A 24,363-nucleotide genomic window follows, 5' to 3' on the forward strand; every position below is an offset into this window, starting at 1 on the left:
TTTTGATCTCCTGAAAATCAATTTTTCTTTTAAAGAAAGGCTTTTTAGACAGTTTGTCCGATTAAATCAAAACCTCTTTAGCATTGAAAAACTAAGGAATGGTCGATTATCAGCTTTTGTTTGGAACTTGAAAAATTTCCAGAGTAGGAATCATCACCAAATGTTTCGAGTAAAATCAGTCTGAAGACCGTTCTAAAAATTCAATATTTCTCTTCAACCCTGCAAATTTGGTTCTCTTTACAGGTGATTTCCTGAAGATCTCGGAGAAGATTTCCTGGGTGAGTTCTTTCCATTCTCCCTTTTTGAAATTTTTCAGGGCTTCATTGGGCTGAAATCGGCTCTGTTTATTAGGCGCGGAAAATCTGTTCCAAGGACATACATCCTGACAGATATCACAGCCAAACATCCAGTCTTCCATTTTATTTTTGAAATGATCCGGGATTTCATTTTTCAGTTCTATAGTAGCATAAGAAATGCATTTGCTTCCATCAATAATTTTTTCAGAAACAATAGCATCCGTGGGGCAGGCATCTATACATTTTCTACAGGTTCCGCAATGATCCGTTGTTTCATGATCGGCAATAAGTTCCAGATCACAGATAATTTCAGCCAGGAAATAAAAAGATCCGTTCTGTTTGGTAATCAGGTTGGCATTCTTCCCTACCCAGCCAATTCCTGATTTTCTGGCCCAGCTTCTCTCCAATACCGGAGCAGAGTCTACAAAAACACGGAAGCCAAACTCTCCAATTTCCTCTTGTAATTCAGCTACCATTTCACGAAGAATTTCCTTGATCACTTCATGGTAATCTTCAGCGTAGGCATATTTTGAGATCTTGAAATTCTCCAGAACAGAGATCTTTTCTTCAGGAAAATAATTATAAGAAAGTGAAATTACAGATTTAGAGCCTTCTACCAGTAATCTTGGATCAAGTCTTTTATCGAAATGATTTTCCATATATTTCATTTCCCCATTAAAATTGTTTTTCAACCATTTTTCAAGGTGTGGAGCATCTTCCTCTAAAAAATCTGCTTTAGATATCCCACAACTCTGGAAGCCAAAGCTTTTAGCCTTGGATTTTATCAGTTCGGAATATTTTTCAGCACCAGCGTTCATTAATTTCACACTGCAAAATTAAGATTATTTTATAAATTTGTCATTTTTAAACCCTTCACTTAAAGTGAACAACTTAACCTACTAAATAACCATGAGAAAAATCTGCCTTTTAACAGGGCTTCTTACTGTAAGTGCATATCATGCACAAATTAAATTTGAAAAAGGATATTTTATCAATAATTCCGGTGAAAAGAAAGAAGTTTTGATCAAAAATATGGGCTGGAGAAATAATCCTATAAATTTTGAATATAAAACTGATGATTCACCTGAAATTAAGAAAGGGGATATTAATAATGTTAAAGAATTCAGCATTGACGGCGAGGATAGATATATAAGAACTACCGTAATGATTGACCGTTCTTCTACAAATCTTAACTCATTATCTTATAACAAAGCACCGGATTTAAAAAGTGAAACTGTATTTCTTAAATATATTATAGAAGGAAAAGCAGAATTATTTTACTATGAAAACAGTGATCTTAGAAAATTCTTCTATAGTATTGATAAATCTGAGCCCGAACAACTTATTTACAAACGATATTACGTAGATGAAGGGAATTTGGGATATAATGAAGACTATAAAAAACAAATTGAAGAACATCTTAAATGTGGAACAACCGGGCTACAACTTGAAAATATTAATTATACGGCTAATGACCTCAAAAAGATATTCAATCAATATAATCAATGTTCCGGACAGCAGTCTACAGATTATACCAATTCTGATTCAAAGAAAAATATTTACCACCTGAATATAAGACCAGGAATTAACTTCTCATCTTTTGAAACTACACATCATTATAATTTTGAATCTATGAATACTGATTTTGGTTCCTATACCTCCTTCAGACTGGGGCTGGAATTAGAATACATACTCCCTTTCAATAAAAATAAATGGGCTATTTTTATTGAACCCAATTATCAGTATTATAAAAGCAGTAAAGATATTATTGAAAATGAGGGAACTCTATTCGAATATAAATACAATGCTAAAATAGATTACAAATCCATAGAAATTCCTCTTGGAATACGACATTATTTGTTTTTGAATGACCGTTCAAAAATATTTTTAAATGCTGCTTATGCGGTAGGTATTAATTTAAATTCTTCTTTAAAATTCAACCGAGAAGAATTAGAAGTTGCTTCCGCATATAATTTTGTTTTCGGAGCCGGATATAAGTACAACGATAAGTTCAGCGCTGAAGTTAGAGTGGGAACATCCAGAAATCTGCTTCGAAATTATATAAGTATAGATTCTGATTATAAGACTGTATCCCTAATTTTAGGATATACACTGTTTTAAATAGTAGAGCAAACAGGGAGTTTTTCAAAAAAAAATTACGTAATTTCGTCTATAATTTAATGTTTAAAACAAACAAATATGTCTTTAATAGAAGTAATACAATCTGGAAACTATGAATTAATCGACGTTCGTGAGCCAATGGAGCTTGAAATGGACGGAAATATAGAAGGTGCCAAAAATATTCCATTAGGTGAAGTAGAAGACAGACAGGATGAGATCCTATCTATTGAAAAGCCGGTAATCTTATTCTGCAGAAGTGGAAACAGAAGCGGAAAAGCATTGGAATATCTAAACACTCAAGGATTAAAGGACGGTTACAACGGCGGAGGCTGGGCTGAGCTGAAGGCTGTTCTTGAAGCAAACAGAGGAACTTTTTAAAAGTTCCTTTTTTTATACCTTTTTATCATGAATCTAAAAGATCAATTTGAAGAGCTCTGCTTATTTTTCACCAAAGATGTAGAGTTAATCAACACCTTATGGAAAGAAATTGAGACAAAATATGCTGAAAAAGGCAGACATTATCATAATCTTCTTCATCTCGAGAATATGTTCAGGGAGCTTGAGGATGTAAAAGGTAATATTTCTGATTTTACCACGGTTTCTTTTTCAGTTTTCTATCATGATATTGTTTACAATGCAAGTTCTAAATCCAATGAGGAAAAAAGTGCCTTGAAAGCTACAGAAAGACTTACTGAAATTGGTGTATATCAAAGAGATATAATCACTGTTTCTAACCAGATTTTGGCTACCAAACATCATCAAAAATCAGAAGATGAAGACACCAATTATCTTTTAGACGCTGATCTTTCTATTCTTGGGAAGGATCTTGATACTTATCTGGCTTATACCCGTATGATTAGAAAAGAATATTCCATTTATCCTGATCTTCTTTATAAACCGGGAAGAAAAAAGGTACTTCAACATTTTCTGGAGCTCGACAGTATTTTTAAGACAGGATATTTTAAAGAAAAATATGAAGTACAGGCAAAATCAAATATCGCTGCTGAAATTAAGTTATTATGATCTTTAAATAGCAAAAAAGAGATGCAAATTTGCATCTCTTCACACATTCATATCAAACAAACACTTAATGATTCACATCATTTATTTATGCACCCACTAAAACCTTATTTTCAAAAATAAAAAATATTATATCTCACACAAGTGATATGTATTGTGTTTTTATTGTAATTTTAAGCTAATACCATTACTTTAGTTACATATTAATTTCATTCTCCTTTTTATAAAAGCACTTACAATATATTTTACTCAACTTTATTTATTAAGAAAATAATTGAGTTACTCACTTTTTCACCTTAAAATATTTTTAATACTTTCGCTTTTCTCCTGTATACATATTGTACAAATTAATAACATATATGTAAACAACAGCATAAAAAAACTATCTCAGATTGAGATAGCTTCGTATTTATTTCATTAAGTCCATTCAGGATTGAGAATTATTCCTGATAAATTCTATTGCTTTTTCTAAAATTAAGTCCGGAACTTCCTTGTGCGGTGTATGTCCAACATCCGGAATAATATATTTTTCTGCATTGCCCCTTATCTGAGTAACTGTTTTCTCCACCTGATCCAAAGTACCATATTCATCAGCTTCTCCCTGAATGAACAGAAGCGGACAGGTAATATCTTTCAAAAGATATTCTATATTCCAGGCTCTGTAATCATCACGCGTCCAGGTTTCTGTCCAGGCTCTGAATAATGTCTCAACCTTGCCACCATGATATTTCCGAAGACGTTCAGGCAAATTAGTGGTTTTATAAGCATCCCATGCATCATAAACGCCCTTTAAAGTAACATCTTCCACAAAGATATGTCCAGCTTCACAAATGACAGCTTCTACCCTTTCCTGATATTTTGCGGCAGTAATTAAAGCAATGGTTCCTCCATCACTATGCCCGAACAAAATAGCATTATCTATATTTAACTCAGCTAACAATTCATTCAATAGATCTGCTTCCAACTCCATATAATTCACTGGTCTTACGTGAGTAGGCATCGGGTAAGATTTTCCATATCCTAAACGATCATAAACAAGGACATTGCATTGTGTTGATTCTGATAATTTAGCGGGAAAATCTCTCCACAGTTGTACCGATCCCAGAGAGTCGTGCAGAAAAACAATGGTTGGCTTACCTTCAAACGAATTATAATACTCCGTGTATAGTTTTTTCCCTTTTACATCAATGATTCTTTCCTCCATCAATTAATATTATATCTCCAATAATTTTAAAAAGAAGGCATTTTTGTTTCTTCAAATTCTTTTAATAGATGGCTGAAAACAGTTTCCACAGGCAGAATATCATCAATTAAAGCTGAAACCTGTCCGATTTCAAGTTCACCGTCTTCCATATCCCCTTCAAACATTCCTTTTTTTGCTCTGGCTCTTCCTAATGATGCAATAAGTGCCTCTTTATTTCTTCCACTCTGATAGATCTCTTCCAGCTCGTTGAAGAATTTATTCTTAACCATTCTTACCGGAGCCAGCTCTTTCAATGTAAGGTGGGTATCACCTTCCTGAAGTTCTGTGATTTTCTTTTTCCAGTTTTCATGGGCACTTGCTTCTGTAGTAGCTGCAAAACGGGAGCCGATCTGTACTCCGTCTGCTCCAAGAATCATAGCAGCTTTCATCTGGGAACCTAAAGCAATTCCTCCGGCTGCAATTAGCGGTTTTGAAATATGCTTCTTTACATTTGGAATAAGACAGAATGTAGTAGTCTCATCTCTTCCGTTGTGGCCACCAGCTTCAAAGCCTTCTGCTACCACCGCATCTACACCTGCCTCTTCACATTTTACAGCAAATTTGGTTGAAGAAACTACGTGAGCTACTTTCAAACCTTCTTTCTGCAAGGTTTCTGTATAAGTTTTCGGATTTCCGGCTGAAGTAAACACAATTTTTACCCCTTCCTCCAGAATGATCTGAATGATTTCCTCTATGTTGGGATACAGCATAGGAACATTCACACCAAAAGGCTTATCGGTTGCCTGCTTACACTTCTGAATGTTTTCTCTAAGAATATCAGGATACATACTTCCTGCTCCTATTAAGCCTAGTCCACCACAGTTGGAAACAGCTGATGCCAGCTTCCATCCGGAATGCCAGATCATCCCTGCCTGGATAATCGGATATTTGATATTAAAAAGTTCTGAAATTCTATTTTGACTGGCCTGCATATCATGTAATTTTTTTGCCGAGTTGAAATCTATAAAATTGCTCATGTTGTAAAAATACTAAAAACAAAGGTTTTACGGGAATAATTTTGAATTGAAATATTTGAAATAAACAGAAAATTTAACTGTAAACGTTAATCATTTAATACTTACTTTTTTAATTATTAAACTCAAATTTCAGGTATTAAAAAACAGCTATTTACCTTTCTTTGTTTGGATTCTTACAGAATGACAAAGATGATGCTTAGATAGAATACTTATGAGAATACCTGCATTCTTATATTTGAGACATAAAAACCTCATTTATTAACTTTCGGACACAAAAAAACCTTCAGGAATTCTGAAGGTTTTGATTTTATTTTTTGATTGATTCTTTCTTCCAGTTGGATTTAAAGTTACAGTTATCGTAACGTCCGTCAATGGAGATGAAAGTGGTTGGCAGCTTAGAGTTGACAAATTTCTCAACCATTTCATTTTTCTTTTTATTGAGAGCCATCTGCTTGATTCGGCTGAAGTCAGTTTCCAGAGTTATCTGGTGTGCAGGAATAACATCTTCCACTTTAATGATTTTCACAGCTTTTCTTCTGTTGTCTTCATCTTCAAAAGCAGTAGTAATATCTCCTTTATTCAGACCTGCCAATTCATAGCTGATTGTTCCGGGGATGCTTTCTCTTTCAATTTTATCAGAACCATCTCCACCAGGAATAATACCTGCATTGAACTTGGTTCTTTTATCGTCTGAGAATTTGAATGCTGCATCTTTAAACGTCATCTTTCCATCTATGATTAAACCTCTGATGCTGTCTAATTTTGCTTTCGCTGTTTTAAGTTCCTCATCCGTAGGAGTAGCTTTCAAAAGAATATGTCTTGCATCATACACTTTCCCTGATCTCTTCAATAACTGAATGATATGGTAACCAAATTCAGATTCAATAGGATCTGAGATTTCATTCTCCTGAAGGTTTAATGCTGCAGCTTCAAAAGGCTTCACCATCTGTCCTTTATTGATGTTTTTATATAATCCACCATTGGAAGCTGAACCTTCATCTTCAGAATAGATTCTTGCCTGGCTTTCAAAAGTCTCGCCTCCAAGAATATCCTGCTTAATTTTTTTCAGTCTGTTGATAAGATCCTGCTTATGAGCTTCCGTTAACTTAGGATACATCATGATCTGAGCTAAAGTAACTTCGTCTTTTACCTGTGGCAGCTGCATTTTATACATATTATAAAAGTCAGTTACCTCGTTAGGTGTAACGTCTGCTTTATCTGTAACTCTCTGGTATTTTGCCTGTCCGTAATACTGATCTGTATCGATTTTCTCGATAGCATTTTTCATTTCGTAGGAATTCCTGAACTTATAAGCAGCTAACAATGATTTTTCATCCGGAAATTGAGAAAGCAACTGACGGTATTTCTGATTAGCCTGTTCTTTGATCGCTGCAGAACGGTTTTCAATTAGCGTATCCTTTTTTGCTTCGTATACAAGAAGTTTGTTGTTGATAAGGCTTTCAAGGAACTCACATTTGTCTGTGTTAGTAGCTCCCTGCTGTTTCCCATAATTCATCTGCTCTGTAACATCTGATTCCAAAACAATTTCATTTCCGATTACAGCAGCAATACCATCCACTAAATCTCCCGGTTTTAGCTGGGCATTCATCATATTGGATGAAAAAATCATGATGAAAATCCCAAGAAGATAAGTGATTTTTAGTTTATTTGTCATTTTACTATTTTAACAAGTTGCAAATTTAGAATTCTTAACGAATTTCACTCAATTTTTTATTATAAATATTTCTTAAAAAGACTTATTTACTGCAGTTCAACATCAAATGTCGTCAATTCCTTAAATTGTCTCAATCTGCTGAACATATCAGATTCCTGTACTTCCTGAATTCTTTCTGTTCCGAATTTCTCTACAGTGAATGATGCCATGGCAGATCCTACGATTAATGCAGACTTCATAGTATCGAAATCAATTTTACCTTTTTTAGCAAGGTAAGCAGCAAAACCTCCTGCAAAAGTATCACCGGCTCCTGTTGGATCGAAAACATCTTCTAACGGAAGTGCAGGAATTGCAAATACCTTATTGTCATGGAAAAGTAAAGCTCCGTGCTCTCCTTTTTTAATGATCACATACTCAGGACCCATTGTATGGATCTTTTTAGCTGCTTTCACTAAAGAATATTCTCCTGAAAGCTGTCTTGCTTCTTCATCATTGATGGTAATTACATCTGTTTTAGCAATCATCTCCATCAGAATATCCAAAGCACAGTCCATCCAGAAGTTCATGGTATCCAGGATAACAAGCTTAGGACGGTTGTTCATTTTTTCCAATACGGATAACTGAACTCCAGGGTGTAGGTTTCCAAGTAATAAAATTTCGGCATCCTGCATTGAATCAGGGATTTTAGGATCGAAATTCTCCAATACGTTTACTTCTGTAGCCAAGGTATCTCTGGTATTCAAATCATTATGATATTTTCCTGACCAGAAGAATGTTTTTCCTTCTTTTACGATTTCAATTCCTTCGATATTTACATCTCTGTCTGTAAACATATCAAGGTGTTCCTGTGGAAAGTCTCCTCCTACTACAGAAACAATACCGGATTTAACGCCTAAAATAGATGAAGTGATCCCAATATAAGTAGCAGCTCCGCCTAAAATTTTGTCCGTTTTACCAAATGGTGTTTCAATTGCATCAAATGCAACACTTCCTACAACTAAAAGTTTCATATATTTTTCAATGTATATTAAAAGTAATTATTTTTTCCATTCAAAAGAGTCCAGCAGGTGTTTCATATCATTCTTGATATAGTTTACTGCGGGAGCCAGAGAGTCCGGTTTCGGTCTCGTATTAAAGTATAAGTAAGCAGTCACAAAGTGTTTCGTGCTGTCTGTAATGTAAAACTGAAGGTTGGAAGCACTCTGTCCTTTCAGTTCATAGAAATTCCCGTATACTTTCTTTTCAGGGTATTCAAAGGATTTTGTATCTATAGAACTGGCTTTAATGGTATGTTCGTATACCATTTTTTCAGCTTCCTTGATATGCTGGGCAAAGTCATTCTGTATCGGATAGTAGGTTACGAAAACCTTTGCTTTCATCTTCGGATAGTTCAGATAATACCAACAAGGTTTTTTGGCTGCTGTAATATTGGCAAAATCCGAATACTCAAAAGTATAGGCACAGTTGTTTTCAAACTTCTGGTATTTCGGTGCCGGGTATTCCAGACGCAGTTCTCCGTACGGTTTCGGAACCGGGTCTTTTCCACATGAAATTAAAAGCAGTGATACAAAAATAAAAATGATTTTTTTTATCATTTTGCAAAAGTACAAATTAGATTTCAGATTTCGGAAGACAAATTTCAGTCTTTCAATGAGTTTTGAATGTAATTTTCCAGAGGCTTTGGAAACGATTTTTCATGTGAGCCTTCAACATCCGTAATCTGGTATTGATTTTCAGCAATAAAACGATTCCAGATGTCTTCTGAAGTTACCTCAACATTGAATATTTCGATGCTTAAATTCTTGTGTGTCAGTTTATGGTTTACCGTTTTAGATCCTGTTATAAAAGACTCCATATCAGAAGAGATAGAGTTTGGAAACTCAAATAATTTTTTCCAGATGAAATCATCTTTTCGCTGGCTGACCAGGAATTCGCCGTTTCTGTGAACAAAATAATAGGTTAAAGCAAGATCTTCAGCCTTTACTTTTTTTGTTTTAACGGGATAGTCAGAGATTTTTTGAAGCGAAAATGCCAGACAGCCTTCATTGATAGGGCATTCACCACACAATGGATTTTTTGGTTTACAGATCTCTGAACCTAGATCCATCATCGCCTGATTGAAATCTCCAACATTATCCGGCATTACCAAGGTTGCCAGTTCTGAGAAATAAGTAAATGCTTTTGAATTCGAGATGTCAAAATCGTCTGCAAAGAAACGGCTGAGAACACGGTAAAAGTTTCCGTCCACTGCCGGGATTTTTCCACCAAAACAGATGCTTGAAATAGCTGCCGCAGTATATTTCCCGATACCTTTAAGCTTTAAAATTTCTTCGTATTGGTCTGGAAATACACCATGATAATCATTCATGATCTGCCGGGCTGCCTTATGAATATTGATGGCTCTAGAATAATAGCCTAAACCTTTCCAATAAAGCAACACTTCATTTTCCTCAGCTTCTGCCAAGGTTTTTACATCCGGAAATCTTTTAATGAAATTATTATAGTGATTAAGCCCCTGATTGATTCTTGTCTGTTGAAATACGATTTCACAGATCCAGATTTTATAAGGATCCTTTGTCTGTCTGAAAGGCAGATCTCTTGCATTATTACTATACCATTCCAAAAGCCTGTTTCCTACATGAAGAAATTCTGCGGCTGTATTATTCTTTTCCAAAAACCAATCTGTTTAAAGCCCTGAAGAAAAATGTATCTTCTTCAATATTATTTAAAGACCACAAAGATAGGTTTATTTTATTTTTTCTTCACAGGATATACGGACGCTCCTCTTAACCATTGGTATTTCAGGTTTCTGTCTTTGGCAATAAAACGATATCCTTCCAGTTTTTTCAGGTATAAATACATGGAATCTTCCTTTAGCTTTAGCTTGTGTGGCGATAAAAACATCATTGGCATTTCCAAAGTGGAATCTCTTACTGTTTTTAAAATTTTTCCGGATCTTACTTTATAAAGGAAAAATGCTTTTCCACGGCCTTTTGAGCTATCCGCCAGCTTTACTTCTGAGCTTGCCAGAACCAATTCGCTGCCATCAAAGCATTCTTCTTCATTCATAATATAGGCTTTTCCCTCCTGACGTTCATCTGCAAAAAGGTCTTCTTCATACTGATCCGGACTTTGATATTTTTTTTCACAGCTTACCAAAATACCCATTAATAATATAGGCAGACCAATGATAAGTGTACTTTTCATTTTAATATTCATAGATATTGGTAGAAAAAAACCGATGTAAAAAATGCATCGGTTTTTATGATTAAAAATAAGGTGTTATTATTCCTGAGCGTATTCTGCATCCCATTCGTTACCATCATCTCCTTTGTGTCCGTCTAGTTTGATAACAAAACTTTTTGTAGGGAAATAAGGGGTCATACGGATATCAAGCCATACTCTGTCTTTATTAACTCTATCCTGTTCGAAACGAACGATCTTGAATTTCTCGATCAGTTTGTCCGGTCCTTTGATATTATCAAGGAAAGTAACAATTTGTCTTCTCAAATCGTCTTCGTTTTTAGCATTCCAGTTTTCGAAAGCTCTTCTGTTCAGGAAGTCTAGTAATACTTTAGTTACATAGTCGAATACACGAACCACTGAATACGTCTGAAGGCCAATGTTGTCTCCTGTAAATAATGTTTTCGCAGAGAAAGCCATAATTTTACCGTATTCGTTAACCATTGGTACAAGACCCATTTTTTCCAACTGAGAAATTTCACTTTTCTTCAATTCGAATTTTACAGCGTCTACTTCGTTGATGTTACCGTGTTTTTTACCCGCTGCTACCTGAGACATCAGTGTTTTATGGATTTTTCCTGCCAATGAAGTGGAAGGTGGAAGTTCTACGTTTTCTTCTTCTCCTACTTCTTCAGCTTTTCCACGACCTACTAACCAGTTACATGTCATGATCACGTTACTTCTGTGAAGTTCTCCACCTGTAAGGTTTGCAGAATGGAACAAATCTACAACGTCATCCGGCTTATCAAGGTTAGCAAAGTCTGTAACCATCATTACTTTATTCTCGTTACAGATTTTAGCCCACTTTTCAATCACTTTGTTAGATCCTAAATATCCTGGGATCGCAAGGATTGAATAGTTATCTCTAAGGTCTAAACGGTCGTAATAATTTTTAAATTCCTCAGCAATGGCATCAATGAATAAAGGATTGTCTAAGTCTGAAACCTGTTCAAGGCTTGCGTTAACAATGCTTACGTTATCCACTTTATCCAACTCTGTATTTTTATAGAATTGAGCTACAGTTCTGTAGTTGGTTTCCAACAGACGAACTGCATCCAGTGTGTTTTTCAGGTTTTTCTTTAAGTTCTGATCAGCCTGTTGTGCTTTATTTTTGCACGTATCGGCCATTTTATCAGCAGATTCATTCCCTTCTAAAAGGCTTACCCAAAGATTGATCTTCTGAAGAAGTTCTTTTCTTTCTTCTGCTTTATTGCTATCGTTAAGGAAGATTTCTTTTCTTGCTTTTCTTGTTGGGTTCATATTGGCGATACCGTCTACAACGGATTCAACAAAGCCAAAACCTCCTATTTTATTGAGCTCTGCAAGCGGGTTACCCTTTGGCTGCCCTGCATGTTGCTGCTGATGTCCCTGCTGCTGGCTTTCTTGCGCCTGTAATTTGCTATCCATGATTTAATGTAAGTCTTTAATTATTTTTCAAGTTCTTGTGCTACTTCTTTCAATACTTCGATGAACGCCGCTCTTGTTTGGTCGTTCTCCAGCATATTACGAAGAATTTTATTGGTTTTCAACTGACGTACAATTTTGTTGTACTGCTCCTGCTCCATGCTCAACTGCTGAAGATAATCAGATTTCTGAGTAAGGCTTTTAGGAGTAAAGTCTCCAAGATTCTGAAAACGGAATTCTTCATCAACTATTCCTCCATCTTCGGTTTCATGCTGTACAGACACAGAAGGCTGAAAGTGTTTGAACACATCTTCTACTGTTTTTAATCCTGTTACAATTTCAGGGGTATAAGATTCTTCTGTTGTAAGCTGGCTTACGATCAGTGATTTATTTTCCTGTATTTCCTGAATAGCTTCATTAGCGTCTACTTTTACCTCGTTTCCGCCAACACCATAATTAAACATTGCCATATTATTATTATTTTGAGATTTACTATTTTGGTTTACATCTGTCTTTTAGCAATTTACGGACGAATCAAATAAATTACTAATCCAAAGTTTAAATTTAAAAAAAAACTGTAACATACAAAATTTTGTCAAGATTTTTCTTAAGTTATTTAAATTTATCTATATTTATTTAGCATAAAATCAAAGTCTTACGATGTCACTAAGCTATGAAAAAATAAATAAAATAAACCATAGAACAACAAAATAAAATCCGGGCTTATTTTACATTGATAAAAATAACAAATATGTGCTAAATAAGAATTTCTCATACATGAGGAAAAATATTCTTTATATTTAGATAAAGTAAACAGAGTGATGAAAGATGTAAAGATAGCATTCAGAAAACCAATATATCCTGTTTCTGAGGCATTGCAGGGATATTTGGAAAAACATAACAGAACTACCAAAATCCGGTTTCTGTATGAAGATCTCTTAAGATTCAGTGACAGTGTGCGTATTCTGGATAAAGAGGGTAAGGATACTTTATGGCTGGGTGTGCTCTATCCTGAATTTGAGTTTAAAGAAATTGAGGCTAATTTAAATAAGATTTATACGCTTCTTCATTCTGACGGAGATGTGGCAACATTACCTTACCTGACCGTAGATACGATCGATTTCTGTACCTTCGGAAATTCTAAACCTTTCAGAATCCGGGTAAGAAATATCCTGAACGACAATTATACCAATTTTTATATTAAACAGGCAGATGCTTCCCGCATCTACGGACTGGAACTTGAAGATCTTCTTTCTCCCAACCGGATCAACTTTCTGATTTACAAAAACACTTTAATAGAAGAACATATTTTGGGAATTCCCGGAGATGTATTTATAGAGAAACATATGTCCAATTGCACAGAATTGGAAAAAGCACAGATTTCCAAAGAATTTGTGAAGTTCAATGAACGCTGCCTTATTGGGCTGCTTGGTGATATGCGTTCCTATAATTATGTTGTTATTCCTATCCACGATTTCGATCAGGTTATCTACAGAATCCGCCCTATCGATTTTGACCAGCAAAGCTACGAAGGGAATTTGAAAGTTTATCTTCCCCAGTATTTCAAAGAGAACAACCCAATGGTTACCATGGTCCTAGAAAAACTGAAACCTAATTCTATAGAACAGTACCGTAAAGAGGTACGCTCACAAATTGTAAAAAGAGTAACAAGTAGCCAAAATAGATTCGACGAACTGATTTCTATTATGAAAAAAGAAGATATTGCACCGGAAGCCAATGTTACAGAGCTTAAAACAGCATTACAAAAACTTACCTATGATGTGAATTTCAAATATTGCAAAACCATGGGAGATATTATAGAAACCGGAATAAAGTTCGTGATCCGGAATTATAAAAAGGCCTATTAAAAAGAAAATCCATCTCAAATTGAGATGGATATTTTCTTTTCTAACAATTTTTGGGTATTCTTACCAAATTTTTATTCTGTCTTCAGGAGCTTTATACATTTTATCTCCCGGTTTGATATCAAATGCTTTGATAAATGAATCCTGGTTCACCAGTGGACCGAACGCTCTGTACATTCCCGGAGAGTGCGGATCTGTTTTTACCTGGTTCACCATATATTCATTGGTTGCTTTGGTTCTCCAAACGGTAGCCCAGCTCATAAAGAATCTCTGATCCTGAGTAAATCCACTGATCTTTCCAGGATTTCCTTTATCTTTAAGATACATTTGAAGGGCATCATAAGCTACTGCTACTCCACCAAGGTCACCAATATTCTCTCCACTGGTAAATTTACCGTTCACAAAGCTTCCTTTTACCGGCTCATAGGCACTGTACTGGGCGGCTAACTGAGCCACTTTAGCATCAAAGTTCTTACGGTCAGCATCTGTCCACCAGTTATTAAGATTTCCGTCACCATCGAAACGGGAACCACTGTCATCAAAACCATGAGAGATCTCGTGGCCGATTACTGCACCAATTCCACCGAAGTTTACGGCTGCATCTGCCTTAGGGTTGTAGAAAGGAGGCTGAAGGATTGCTGCCGGGAATACGATTTCGTTGTTGGAACCACTATAATAAGCATTTACCGTTTGTGGAGACATTCCCCATTCTGTTTTATCTACCGGTTTTCCTACTTTATCCAAGTTTCTCTGGTACTGCCAAGCTGATACATTCTGCAGGTTAGCATATAATGATCCTCCTTGTTTTGGAGATTCTACTTTTAACTGGCTATAGTCTTTCCATTTATCAGGATATGCAATTTTTACCGTAAACTTGGATAATTTTTCCTGAGCTTTTACTTTGGTTTCTGGAGACATCCAATCGATATTGGCAATATGGGTTTTAAATGATTTTAAAAGGTAATCAATATAGGTTTCCATCTGCTGTTTTGCTTCCGGAGTAAAGTATTTTTCTACATATAATTTTCCAAATGCTTCACCAAGAACACCGTTTACAAGAGTTAATCCTCTTTTATTCATTGGACGTTGTTCCTTTTGTCCCTGTAAATCTTTTGCATAGAAATCAAATCTGATCTGCTCAAGGTTTTCATCAAGGTTACTTGCATTACCGTTAATCAGGTGATATTTCAGGTAATCTTTTAACAGAGGTAAGTTTTTCTGTGTAACGAACTGATCCATGTTCTGATAGTACTTCAGCTCTCCGATAATTACTCTGTCTGTATTTACTCCTGCCTCTTTAAGATATTTGGCAAGATCAACATTTTTCACTAAACCAGATAATTCAGAAACGTTTTTAGGATTATATCTTAGGTTGGCATCTCTGTTCTGCTCCAGTGTCAGTAAGTAATTCGCCAATTGTTTTTCAAAATCTACTACATTCTGTGCTGCCTGAGATGAGTTTTTATATCCTAAAACACCAAATAGTTTTCCAACATAAGCCTGATATTGTCCTAATGTTTTAGTATTCGCTTCGTTTACTTTCTGATAATAGTCTCTTCCTAACCCAAGATCCGGACCACCAAGATATACAGCATTCATCTTAGAGTTTTTCATATCTGCTCCGGCTCTCCATCCGTAGAAAGAATTATCTCCCAGTTTTGTAGCTTCTAAAAGATACTTCTGAAGATCATTAAGGTTTTTAATGGCATCAATTTTTGCCAGATCTGCTTTGATAGGGTTCAATCCATCTGCATTTCTTTTGGCTGTATCCATAAAAGAGGCATAAAGGCTTTGGATTTTTTGTCCTTCAGAACCTTCAGGATAGGTTTCACTAAGAATTTTATTCAAAATATCTAATGAAGCATCATCCACATTTTCTCTTAAAGCATTGAAAGATCCCCAATTGGCTTTATCTGAAGGAATCTGTGTAGTTTTCACCCAATTTCCGTTCACATAGCTAAAAAAGTCATCCTGCGGACGGACAGCTGTATCCATATAAGATAGATTAATCCCCTCCTCTTTTACTTCTTCTTTTTCCGGCGTTACAACTTTTGCTGCAGCCTCTGTTTTTGTCTCTGTCCCAGCAGTCTTTGCTGCACCACACGAATTCAGTAATACTATACCCGAAAAGGCAAGTATCCCAATATTTAGCTTTTTCATTGAAGATAATTTTTGATTATACACAAACTTATCAAATATACAAACTTTATTGATAGGTGATGAAGGATAATTGGGAATTGATGAGAATAATGGTGATTTTAGAAAATAATTTCCAAACGTCGCCCTATTACCTATTACCTATTACCTATTACCTATTACCTATTACCTATTACCTATTACCTATTACCTATTACCTATTACTTATTACCTATTACCTATTACCTATTACCTATTACTTATTACCTATTACCTATTACCTATTCTATAAAAAAACCGCCCATTACTGAGCGGTTATATTTATTACCAGATTTTGATTCTGTCCTCCGGAGCTTTGTATAATTTATCTCCTTTTTTCACATCGAAAGCATTGTAGAATGCATCAACGTTGATTAACGGACCGAAGCTTCTGAAGTAACCCGGAGAATGCGGATCTGTCTTCACCTGGTTAATCATATATTTTTCACTTGATAAAGTTCTCCAAACGGTTGCCCAGCTTAGGAAGAATCTTTGATCCTGAGTGAATCCGCTGATTTTTCCTGGGTTTCCTTTATCTTTTAAGTACATTTGAAGGGCATCATAAGCGATATTCACACCACCTAAGTCTGCGATGTTTTCTCCGTTTGTGAAGGTACCGTTTACAAATGTTCCTTTTACTGGCTCATATTTGTCATATTGGGCTGCCAGAGCTTTTGTCGCTTTTTCGAAGTTAGCCTTATCTTCCGGCGTCCACCAGTCTACCAGGTTACCGTCTGCATCAAACTGAGCTCCTGAATCATCGAATCCGTGGCTCATTTCGTGACCGATTACAGCACCAATTCCACCAAAGTTTACAGCAGCATCAGCTTTAGGATTGAAGAACGGCGGCTGAAGGATGGCTGCTGGGAATACAATTTCGTTATATACAGGGTTATAGTAAGCATTTACAGTTTGTGGAGTCATTCCCCATTCTGTTTTGTCTACCGGTTTCCCGATTTTTGCTAACTCTCTGTTATACTGCCACTCCCCAACACGCTGTAGGTTGCTATACAATGTACCTCCTTTCGTTTCTGAAACGATGTCTAATTTTGAATAATCTTTCCATTTATCTGGATAAGCTACTTTTACTGTGAATTTATTCAGCTTCTTAAGTGCTTTTTCTTTAGTAGTAGAAGACATCCATGATAAGTTATTGATATGAACTACAAAACTTTTCTTTAAGTAGTCAATTAGTTCTACCATTTGAGCTTTAGCTTCAGCCGGGAAGTATTTCTCAACATATAACTTACCGAAAGCTTCGCCTAAGTTTCTGTTGATTAATTCAAATCCTCTCTTGTTCAATGCTCTCTGTTCCTGCTGACCATTTAAGTATTTTCCGAAGAATGCAAACTTCATATCCCCTAGTTTTTCACTTAGGTAAGAAGCACTTCCGTTAAGCATATGGAACTTCAAATAATCTTTAATGATTGGAAGGTTCTGAGCATTTACTAACTTATCAAAATTTTTATAGTAGTTCAACTCTCCGATGATTACTCTGTCTGTATTTACCCCAACTTTTTTAAGGTAAGCAGGAAGATCTACCCCTTTTACCAAATTTGAAAGTTCAGCCATGGTCTGAGGGTTATATTGAAGAGTATTATCACGGCTCTGCTCATTAGTTAAAAGCGTCTGTGCAATACTTTTTTCATAATTAACGATATTTTTTGCTGCATCATCAGCATTTTTATATCCTAACTCTTTCAACATAGAAGCTACATATTTCTGATATTCAGCAATAGCTTCTGTATTTTTTTCATTTACTTTCTGGTAGTAGTCTTTTCCTAATCCAAGAGTTGCATCTCCTAAGTAAACGGCATTCATATTAGAATCCTTTAAATCAGCATATACTCCCCATCCGTAGAAAAGGTTTTCACCTTCTTTTGTTACAGAAGTTAAATAGTTCTGAAGATCAGCCATGTTTTTAATAGCATCAATTTTATTCAGGTTTTCCTGAATAGGTTTGATTCCGTCAGCATTTCTCTTCTGCATATTCATGTAAGAAGCATAAAGATCCTGAATTTTTTTCCCTTCACTTCCGTCAGTGAATTTATCTTTCAAAAGAGAATTCAGGATAGTCATGGAATTGTTATCCGTATCCTCCCTCAATTTATTAAAGCTTCCCCAACTTGGTTTATCAGCCGGAATTTTTGCTGTTTTCATCCAGGTTCCGCTCACATAATTATAAAAATCATCCTGTGGGCGTACCGAAGTATCCATTAAGCTAAGGTCTAAACCTTTATCTGTATTATTTACTGCCACTTTAGCAGTTTTAGCTTGTGCACTCACTGTATTTTGAGAGCAGATCCCTGCTATTAGAAACAAAGAAAGCGTTAGTTTTTTCATTATGATAACAATTTATACAATATGTATGATTTATTTATTATTTGTTACTTTTTTGTAAAACAAATTTAAACAAATACCATCAGAGTATAATAAGAATTTATAATTCAGCCAGATTTGAAGCGGGATGATGGAAGCTGGAAGTTATTAAAACAATAAAGAATAACCAGTATTAAGCTTTTTACTTTTTTAAATTAATTTTAGGATAATTTTCAGTTATGATATCACCTAAAATAACTTCCAGCCTCACGCTTCCAGCTTCCAGCCTTCTTAAGATGTTGCTATCTCTTTTACATTTCCCGTGCGTTTCAGGAAGCCCCAGGACTGCATTTCACCTTTCAATGCTTTTCTTAAACTTTTAAACAATACAATATACATCAGCCATCTGTACCCGAATCTTTGCGGAATGATATAAAGCAGATTTGTCAACTTTTCCCGCTGCATGATGAATGCTATCAAAGCCAGTGATGCATCTACCAAAAGGAAGATCAGATAATAGCTGAATATTTTACTTCCGTTTCCTGATACAATTCCAAAGAACATAATCACATCTGCCAACGGCGAGAAGAATGGGATAATGTATTGGAACAATAAAATATTCGGCATAGCCCAAAGTCCCAATCCTTTATATTTGGGGTTAAGGAAGGTTTGTCTCTGTTTCCAGAACATCTGCATAATTCCGTAGGTCCAGCGGAAACGTTGTTTCAGGAACTGTTTTACGCTTTCCGGAGCTTCTGTTACGGCAACGGCTCTGTTTTCATTGGCAACGGTATAGCCCGCTTTTAATATTTTTACTGTAATATCACAATCTTCAGCAAGGGTATCTGATGAATAACCACCTGCTTCCAGCACAACTGATCTCTTAAATGCACCAATGGCTCCCGGAATTACTGTAATAGCATTGATATTTGCATAAGCTAATCTGTCAAAATTCTGACTTGTTGTGTATTCTATTGCCTGCCATTTGGTGAGCCAGTTTACTGTATTCCCTACTTTTACATTTCCAGCTACTGCTGCTATTTTTTCTTCTGAACCTGCATTCAGGAATCTTGCAATGAGGTATTTCACGGCATCCTGCTGTAACTTGGTATCTGCATCTATACATACTACATATTCAGCATCTGTAAGTGATATTCCGTAGTTCAGGGCAGTTGCTTTACCGCCATTTGTTTTGGTGAATATTTCCAGTTTTGGATGATTGGGAAATGCTTCTTTAGCCTTTTCATAAGTTGAATCTTTACTTCCGTCATCTACCATAATGATGTTAAAATTCGGATAGGTTTGTTTCAAGAGATTATGCAGTGATGAAACAATATTCACTTCTTCATTATAAGCCGGAACAATAATGGAAACCTTTGGATAAAATTCCAGAATTGGAAATTCACCCAGTTTTTTCTCTTTTTTTCTTTCTTTAAAAGCCCAGTAAGCCATTAATAATAATCTTATCAATCCCAGCACAATGAAAATGGTAAACAGTGCTACCAAAAAGTGGCTTACTCCATAAATTACAGTGGCCAGCACTAAATTAAGCTGCATGATATAATAAGATCTGGTCTTAGGAACTTCAGGCATCAGCTCATTTCTGCTCTTATGCAGGATATTCGTAAGATTGGTAAAATGATAGCCTTGTTTCTGTAGGGTTGGGATTAAAATCTTCAGCGCTTTTACCGTTTCTTCTCTTGTATCTCCTCCAGCATCGTGAAGCAATATGATATTTCCTCTCTCCTGTTTGATCCCGGACATTACACGTTTTACGATTTCATCTGCTTTAATTCCCGGCTGCCAGTCTTCAGGGTCAATATTTTCTCCAATATCCAGATAGTTTTGTTGTCTTGCCAGTGCTACAGGAATAATCTCTTCTGAAGTGGTAGGCTCAGAATCTGCGTTATAAGGAGCACGGAAAAGAATGGTACTGTGTCCTGTTACACATTCTATCAGAAGTCTGGTTAATTTCATTTCAAGCAACGCTCTTTCTGGACTTACTTTCGCTACATTTTCATGGGTAAAGGTGTGATTACCTATTTCATGGCCTTCACGGTAAATTCTTTTTACCAAGGGAAGGTTCTTTTCTGCATTTAAGCCTACTAAAAAGAATGCTGCCGGAACATGGTATTTAGACAATACATCTAATACCTGAGGAGTATAAGTTTCATCCGGACCGTCATCAAATGTCAGTACAAGCTCTTTCTGCGGAGCACTTCCGTATTTTTTTACTTCATAAGAACTTGGATAAGTGATATAGTTTTCATCAGTGATGATTTTTTCTTTCGGATCTATTTCCAGTGCAATTTTTCCGTCATGAGGAGTATTCAGAACATCCAGTACTTCCCCGTCTCCGATATAATCCACCATGGTTTGTCCTTTTACATTTTCCAATGTTTTCAGATTCAGTTTAGAAAGCCCGGTAAACGTAAGATCCTTGTCATAGAAGTTCCAGATTCTGCTGTCTTCACTTCCCAGTCTCCATAAAGCGGTTCCTGCCAAAGGATATTCGGATGAAAAACGCATGGTATTGAATATGGAAGCCGCATCATTAAAAAATACAGTGTGGGTATTATTTTTAGAATCTGTATAGGAATAATTCAGATTAAAGGTATTATCATTAAAATCAATGACTGCTTTACTGGCACTGGCTTTAGTGATAGCCTGCATATAAGTCACTGAAGTATTATCATCTTTATTAGAGCTCCAGTCATAACCATAAGCTCCCAACCCCAGAATAATTTTTTGAGGAGAAGTCTGTTTAACAATCTTTCCGGTTTGTTCCTCAATCCATTTTTGTGAAGAAACAGGGCCGGCATCACTTCCGGCAGAATATTCATCATAAGCCATCAGTACAAAATAATCTACATACGGATCCAGTCTTGGGATGTTATAATCATCATTATCCGTCATAATATCCATCGTTACCAGCAATTGGTTCTGTTTGAATGTTCCTGATAGTTCTTTCATAAAGGCTATCAGGTTTTCATCAGAATTCAGGTTCATATCTTCAAAGTCGATATTGATTCCTTTGAAATGGTATTTCAGGCACTGTTGGGTAAGCTTTTGGATAAGAGCCGTTCTTTTTTGAGGATCATTCAGAACCTTTCCAAGCCCTTCAGCATGGAATTCCTGATTTGAGTTGTTACTCAGGATCGGCATGGCAGCTACTCCTGTTCTTTTGATGATTTTATATCCTTCCGGATCAACATTGGTTTTCAGGTCTCCTGATTTAGGATCAAGGAAAAACCACTCAGGAAACACAAGATTAATATGTCTGATGTTTCGTTTCAAAGACATCAGAGACTGCGGATCCCAAGCTACATAGAAGGCAGACCGGATTCCACCGGGAAACTGAGCCCAGTTTCTGTTTTGATTTTGAAGTCTTTCTACTCTTGCTTTTTCAATTTTGGCAAGATTGGTATGCATTGTTTTTTCAGAAATAAAACTTCTGAACCCTTTATATTCTTTGGAGATTTTATTTTCCTGAAGATAAGGCTTATTGGCTGTAATAACAGCTTTATAGTCTTCTTTAAAAGGTATTTTAGGACTTTTGTCCACGGCCATCATCAGCCCCAAAGCCAAAAACAGGAGCACCGCTATAAAAATAAAGAAACGGCTGCTCCACTGTACACTTTTCCAGCGTTTTTTGCTGTTGGTCTGAAAAATCTGTTTGGAATTTTCCACGATTTAAAATTTTAATGAATGATTTTCAAAAAGTGTGAAAAAGCACCTGAAAATTCATTAAAAAAAAATTAAAAAATCGAGGCTTTGTTTATTGACTTATCAAAAACCCTACGAGATCCTGAATAACTTTTTGAGAAACGAAATTCATAAAGTCGATTCTTTCCAGATGAGGCATATATAATTTTGAAGTTACTTCCTGATCTTTAATCCGTATGGTGTAGAAAACGGTCCCTACATCTTTGCCATCCTCCCCTTTTCCCGGGCCGGCAACACCGGTAGTAGAAAGGGAAATATCAGTATCAAATAATTCCTGGCATCCTTTGGCCATTTCCTGAGCTACCTGCTCACTGACTACCGTAAACTGATCTACCGTTTCCCCGGAGACATTTAAAATTTTGATTTTTTTCTCTGTGGCATAAGCTACCATCCCACCCAGAAAATATTTTGAGCTTCCGGAAACCGAAGTTATCATTTTTGCCAATTCTCCTCCTGTACAGCTTTCCGCCGTTGAAATGGTTAATTTTCTTTCGGTAAGAATTTCTGCCAGAATGTTTTCAATTTTATCTTCAGACACCGCAATCACATTATCTTTAATAAGAGGAAGTAATTTTTGGATCTCGTCTTCAGTCTGCTGTTTTAAAACTTCTTCATTATTGCCTGATGCGGTTATTCTCAACTTTACACGGGTTCCTATGGGAAGATAAGACAATGATATATTGTCAGGAAGAGCAAGCTCCCAGTCTTCAATGGTATCTGCAAGAATACTCTCCGGAATACCTACTACAGAAACAATCCTTGAATGAATATAATTAAGGTTAAATTTTTCCTGTAAATAAGGAATAATCTGGTCCTTTATCAATGGTTTTACTTCATAAGGCACCCCCGGTAAACTATAGCTCAGTTTTCCATCCAGCTCCATCATCATACACGGAGCAGTTCCGAAATGATTCTGAAAAACAATAGATTTTGTAGGCACAAAAGCCTGTTCTTTATTTCTTTCCAGAATATCTGCTCTTCCCCGTCTTTCCATATATCCTTTAAGATGATTAAAAGTAACCTCATCCAATGCAATTTCGTCATTGAAAAATTCTGCAAGTGCTTTTTTGGTTTTATCATCCCTTGTGGGGCCTAATCCTCCTGTTGTAATGACCAGATCGCCTAACTGAAAGGCTTCACTCAACGTATTTTTAATGGTATCTATTTCGTCTGAAATGGTAAAGATCTGTATCACCTTTATTCCGATATTTTTGAGTTCAGAGGCAATAAAATTGGAATTGGTATCTACCGTATTTCCGGAAAGGATTTCGTCACCAATAGTGATCAGGACTGCTTTTTCCATATATGAGATTCTTGAAAAAAATTCTCCTGCAAATGACGGAAAAATATGCGGCTGCGGCAATATAAATTGATTTTTTCTATTTTTGAAGGAAATTAGTTAAAGTTATGTCTAAATATGATGATGCTTCATGGCATTATGGTGGTGATTTTCCTGAGGGTCTTCCTCAAAAAAACGGAGCAACGCATACAGGAATGTTCCTGAACTGGTGTATCCATAATGATATGATATCCGATGAATTAAAAGAAGATCATGAAGAGGAAATTGAAAAATTAAAGCGAAGAGAAATTACAGGTGCAGAATTTATTATAGATTCTTGTGACGGTAAATTCTCTGAATATGACCTGAGTGATCTTGGAAACAGCTTTGCAAAGGATTATTACGCAGATGACACCGATTTTGGAAACCGATACAGCTCTTTTGCTGATGACTACGTGAATCTTTTTGATGCTAAAGCTGAAGAAAATGACTACGAATATGAAACCTTCTACCACATTGAAGATACTTACGAAAACTATGATCTGATGAAACAGGTTATTGATTACCGTTTTGAAGAGTGGAAGGAATATATCAAAGGATAGATTTAATAATTAAACTCTGTCATTCTGAAGGAAATGCAATGCAGTGAAGAATCTCAAACAATTGATTAACAATGAGATTCTTCCTTCGTCAGAAATCGAAGATCGACGTAGTCAATGACAGTGGTAAAATTGCATCTGGAACAAAGGGAGAACTTGCTTGATTATTGATTATGTCTTACCCAAATCAGTTCATCTGTATGATAACCAATTTTCTTAGCTTTCTCAATGAAACGCTGCCGAATGCTTTCAGGAATAGTTGTAGTTCGGGAGAGAATCCAGAGATATTTTAAGCTGCTTCCTGCAACCAGGGCATATTGATAGTCTTCATCAATATCGATAACATTGTAACCTGCCCAAATAGGTTTAAAAAAGGAGACTTTCAACCTTGCTTCAATAGCATTTTTAACGAATTTAGCTT

20 protein-coding genes are annotated in these 24,363 nt (G+C 35.9%); 5 read left to right on the forward strand and 15 right to left on the reverse strand.

Annotated elements, in window-relative coordinates:
- Positions 1 to 175 precede the first annotated feature (175 nt).
- Positions 176 to 1,114, reverse strand: a complete 939-nt coding sequence (queG, locus tag BBH99_RS15360) for a tRNA epoxyqueuosine(34) reductase QueG (RefSeq protein ID WP_066697640.1) — start codon at positions 1,112 to 1,114, stop codon at positions 176 to 178.
- A gap of 91 nt (positions 1,115 to 1,205) precedes the next feature.
- Here queG and BBH99_RS15365 point away from each other — a divergent pair, with 91 nt between their 5' ends.
- The 3 genes from BBH99_RS15365 (at position 1,206) to BBH99_RS15375 (ending at position 3,440) form a co-directional block, all read left to right on the forward strand.
- Complete coding sequence (locus BBH99_RS15365; RefSeq protein ID WP_066697642.1) at positions 1,206 to 2,417, forward strand: porin family protein; 1,212 nt, start codon at positions 1,206 to 1,208, stop codon at positions 2,415 to 2,417.
- Positions 2,418 to 2,495: 78 nt separating this feature from the next.
- On the forward strand, positions 2,496 to 2,795 hold the full coding sequence (locus BBH99_RS15370; RefSeq protein ID WP_066697643.1) for a rhodanese-like domain-containing protein: 300 nt from the start codon (positions 2,496 to 2,498) through the stop codon (positions 2,793 to 2,795).
- A 27-nt stretch (positions 2,796 to 2,822) separates the two neighbouring features.
- Positions 2,823 to 3,440 carry an HD domain-containing protein gene (locus BBH99_RS15375; RefSeq protein WP_066697652.1) on the forward strand — a complete coding sequence of 206 codons (618 nt, stop codon included), beginning with the start codon at positions 2,823 to 2,825 and terminating at the stop codon, positions 3,438 to 3,440.
- A 424-nt stretch (positions 3,441 to 3,864) separates the two neighbouring features.
- Here BBH99_RS15375 and BBH99_RS15380 read toward each other — a convergent pair whose 3' ends face one another.
- From BBH99_RS15380 to BBH99_RS15420, 9 genes are all read right to left on the reverse strand, one after another.
- Entirely contained in the window at positions 3,865 to 4,641 is a 777-nt protein-coding gene (locus tag BBH99_RS15380) for an alpha/beta fold hydrolase (protein ID WP_066697655.1), read from the reverse strand.
- A 26-nt stretch (positions 4,642 to 4,667) separates the two neighbouring features.
- Positions 4,668 to 5,612 (reverse strand): NAD(P)H-dependent flavin oxidoreductase, encoded by a 945-nt coding sequence (locus tag BBH99_RS15385; RefSeq protein ID WP_066697686.1) that lies wholly within the window; start codon positions 5,610 to 5,612, stop codon positions 4,668 to 4,670.
- A 352-nt stretch (positions 5,613 to 5,964) separates the two neighbouring features.
- Complete coding sequence (locus tag BBH99_RS15390) at positions 5,965 to 7,332, reverse strand: peptidylprolyl isomerase (RefSeq protein ID WP_066697657.1); 1,368 nt, start codon at positions 7,330 to 7,332, stop codon at positions 5,965 to 5,967.
- A gap of 86 nt (positions 7,333 to 7,418) precedes the next feature.
- On the reverse strand, positions 7,419 to 8,342 hold the full coding sequence (locus BBH99_RS15395; protein WP_066697659.1) for a PfkB family carbohydrate kinase: 924 nt from the start codon (positions 8,340 to 8,342) through the stop codon (positions 7,419 to 7,421).
- Positions 8,343 to 8,369: 27 nt separating this feature from the next.
- Entirely contained in the window at positions 8,370 to 8,927 is a 558-nt protein-coding gene (gldD, locus tag BBH99_RS15400) for a gliding motility lipoprotein GldD (protein WP_066697666.1), read from the reverse strand.
- 44 nt (positions 8,928 to 8,971) lie between these two features.
- Positions 8,972 to 10,006 carry an A/G-specific adenine glycosylase gene (gene mutY, locus BBH99_RS15405; protein WP_066697668.1) on the reverse strand — a complete coding sequence of 345 codons (1,035 nt, stop codon included), beginning with the start codon at positions 10,004 to 10,006 and terminating at the stop codon, positions 8,972 to 8,974.
- A 77-nt stretch (positions 10,007 to 10,083) separates the two neighbouring features.
- Positions 10,084 to 10,539, reverse strand: a complete 456-nt coding sequence (locus BBH99_RS15410) for a hypothetical protein (RefSeq protein WP_123873198.1) — start codon at positions 10,537 to 10,539, stop codon at positions 10,084 to 10,086.
- 78 nt (positions 10,540 to 10,617) lie between these two features.
- Positions 10,618 to 11,982 (reverse strand): DUF5458 family protein, encoded by a 1,365-nt coding sequence (locus BBH99_RS15415; protein WP_066697670.1) that lies wholly within the window; start codon positions 11,980 to 11,982, stop codon positions 10,618 to 10,620.
- A gap of 20 nt (positions 11,983 to 12,002) precedes the next feature.
- Positions 12,003 to 12,449 carry a type VI secretion system contractile sheath small subunit gene (locus BBH99_RS15420; RefSeq protein ID WP_066697672.1) on the reverse strand — a complete coding sequence of 149 codons (447 nt, stop codon included), beginning with the start codon at positions 12,447 to 12,449 and terminating at the stop codon, positions 12,003 to 12,005.
- Between the two features lie 351 nt (positions 12,450 to 12,800).
- Between BBH99_RS15420 and BBH99_RS15425 the strand changes: the two genes are divergently transcribed.
- Complete coding sequence (locus tag BBH99_RS15425; protein WP_066697675.1) at positions 12,801 to 13,847, forward strand: hypothetical protein; 1,047 nt, start codon at positions 12,801 to 12,803, stop codon at positions 13,845 to 13,847.
- Positions 13,848 to 13,907: 60 nt separating this feature from the next.
- Here the strand turns inward: BBH99_RS15425 and BBH99_RS15430 are convergent, their stop codons facing one another.
- The 4 genes from BBH99_RS15430 to BBH99_RS15445 form a co-directional block, all read right to left on the reverse strand.
- Complete coding sequence (locus BBH99_RS15430; protein ID WP_066697677.1) at positions 13,908 to 16,004, reverse strand: M13 family metallopeptidase; 2,097 nt, start codon at positions 16,002 to 16,004, stop codon at positions 13,908 to 13,910.
- 300 nt (positions 16,005 to 16,304) lie between these two features.
- Positions 16,305 to 18,362 (reverse strand): M13 family metallopeptidase, encoded by a 2,058-nt coding sequence (locus BBH99_RS15435; protein WP_066697678.1) that lies wholly within the window; start codon positions 18,360 to 18,362, stop codon positions 16,305 to 16,307.
- A gap of 267 nt (positions 18,363 to 18,629) precedes the next feature.
- Positions 18,630 to 22,028: a polysaccharide deacetylase family protein gene (locus tag BBH99_RS15440; protein ID WP_066697679.1), complete on the reverse strand. Its 3,399-nt coding sequence runs from the start codon at positions 22,026 to 22,028 to the stop codon at positions 18,630 to 18,632.
- 88 nt (positions 22,029 to 22,116) lie between these two features.
- Positions 22,117 to 23,367: a CinA family nicotinamide mononucleotide deamidase-related protein gene (locus BBH99_RS15445; protein ID WP_066697681.1), complete on the reverse strand. Its 1,251-nt coding sequence runs from the start codon at positions 23,365 to 23,367 to the stop codon at positions 22,117 to 22,119.
- A 104-nt stretch (positions 23,368 to 23,471) separates the two neighbouring features.
- On the opposite strand from BBH99_RS15445, the gene BBH99_RS15450 reads away from it, so the two are divergent.
- The gene (locus tag BBH99_RS15450; RefSeq protein WP_066697684.1) at positions 23,472 to 23,945 is read left to right on the forward strand and encodes a DUF7832 domain-containing protein; all 474 of its coding nucleotides are present in this window, start codon (positions 23,472 to 23,474) and stop codon (positions 23,943 to 23,945) included.
- A gap of 161 nt (positions 23,946 to 24,106) precedes the next feature.
- Here BBH99_RS15450 and BBH99_RS15455 read toward each other — a convergent pair.
- Positions 24,107 to 24,363: lipocalin family protein (locus BBH99_RS15455; RefSeq protein WP_185111095.1), on the reverse strand; the 257-nt coding region annotated here is incomplete at its 5' end.

This window comes from Chryseobacterium contaminans (assembly GCF_001684955.1).
In the GTDB taxonomy this organism is placed as follows: Bacteria; Bacteroidota; Bacteroidia; order Flavobacteriales; family Weeksellaceae; genus Chryseobacterium; species Chryseobacterium contaminans.

Bases quoted from the DNA above. Each gene is read 5' to 3' on its own strand.
- queG (WP_066697640.1), bottom strand. From the start codon at position 1,114: ATGAACGCTGGTGCTGAAAAATATTCCGAACTGATAAAATCCAAGGCT.
- BBH99_RS15365 (WP_066697642.1), top strand. From the start codon at position 1,206: ATGAGAAAAATCTGCCTTTTAACAGGGCTTCTTACTGTAAGTGCATAT.
- BBH99_RS15370 (WP_066697643.1), top strand. From the start codon at position 2,496: ATGTCTTTAATAGAAGTAATACAATCTGGAAACTATGAATTAATCGAC.
- BBH99_RS15375 (WP_066697652.1), top strand. From the start codon at position 2,823: ATGAATCTAAAAGATCAATTTGAAGAGCTCTGCTTATTTTTCACCAAA.
- BBH99_RS15380 (WP_066697655.1), bottom strand. From the start codon at position 4,641: ATGGAGGAAAGAATCATTGATGTAAAAGGGAAAAAACTATACACGGAG.
- BBH99_RS15385 (WP_066697686.1), bottom strand. From the start codon at position 5,612: ATGCAGGCCAGTCAAAATAGAATTTCAGAACTTTTTAATATCAAATAT.
- BBH99_RS15390 (WP_066697657.1), bottom strand. From the start codon at position 7,332: ATGACAAATAAACTAAAAATCACTTATCTTCTTGGGATTTTCATCATG.
- BBH99_RS15395 (WP_066697659.1), bottom strand. From the start codon at position 8,342: ATGAAACTTTTAGTTGTAGGAAGTGTTGCATTTGATGCAATTGAAACA.
- gldD (WP_066697666.1), bottom strand. From the start codon at position 8,927: ATGATAAAAAAAATCATTTTTATTTTTGTATCACTGCTTTTAATTTCA.
- BBH99_RS15410 (WP_123873198.1), bottom strand. From the start codon at position 10,539: ATGAAAAGTACACTTATCATTGGTCTGCCTATATTATTAATGGGTATT.
- BBH99_RS15415 (WP_066697670.1), bottom strand. From the start codon at position 11,982: ATGGATAGCAAATTACAGGCGCAAGAAAGCCAGCAGCAGGGACATCAG.
- BBH99_RS15420 (WP_066697672.1), bottom strand. From the start codon at position 12,449: ATGGCAATGTTTAATTATGGTGTTGGCGGAAACGAGGTAAAAGTAGAC.
- BBH99_RS15425 (WP_066697675.1), top strand. From the start codon at position 12,801: ATGAAAGATGTAAAGATAGCATTCAGAAAACCAATATATCCTGTTTCT.
- BBH99_RS15430 (WP_066697677.1), bottom strand. From the start codon at position 16,004: ATGAAAAAGCTAAATATTGGGATACTTGCCTTTTCGGGTATAGTATTA.
- BBH99_RS15435 (WP_066697678.1), bottom strand. From the start codon at position 18,362: ATGAAAAAACTAACGCTTTCTTTGTTTCTAATAGCAGGGATCTGCTCT.
- BBH99_RS15445 (WP_066697681.1), bottom strand. From the start codon at position 23,367: ATGGAAAAAGCAGTCCTGATCACTATTGGTGACGAAATCCTTTCCGGA.
- BBH99_RS15450 (WP_066697684.1), top strand. From the start codon at position 23,472: ATGTCTAAATATGATGATGCTTCATGGCATTATGGTGGTGATTTTCCT.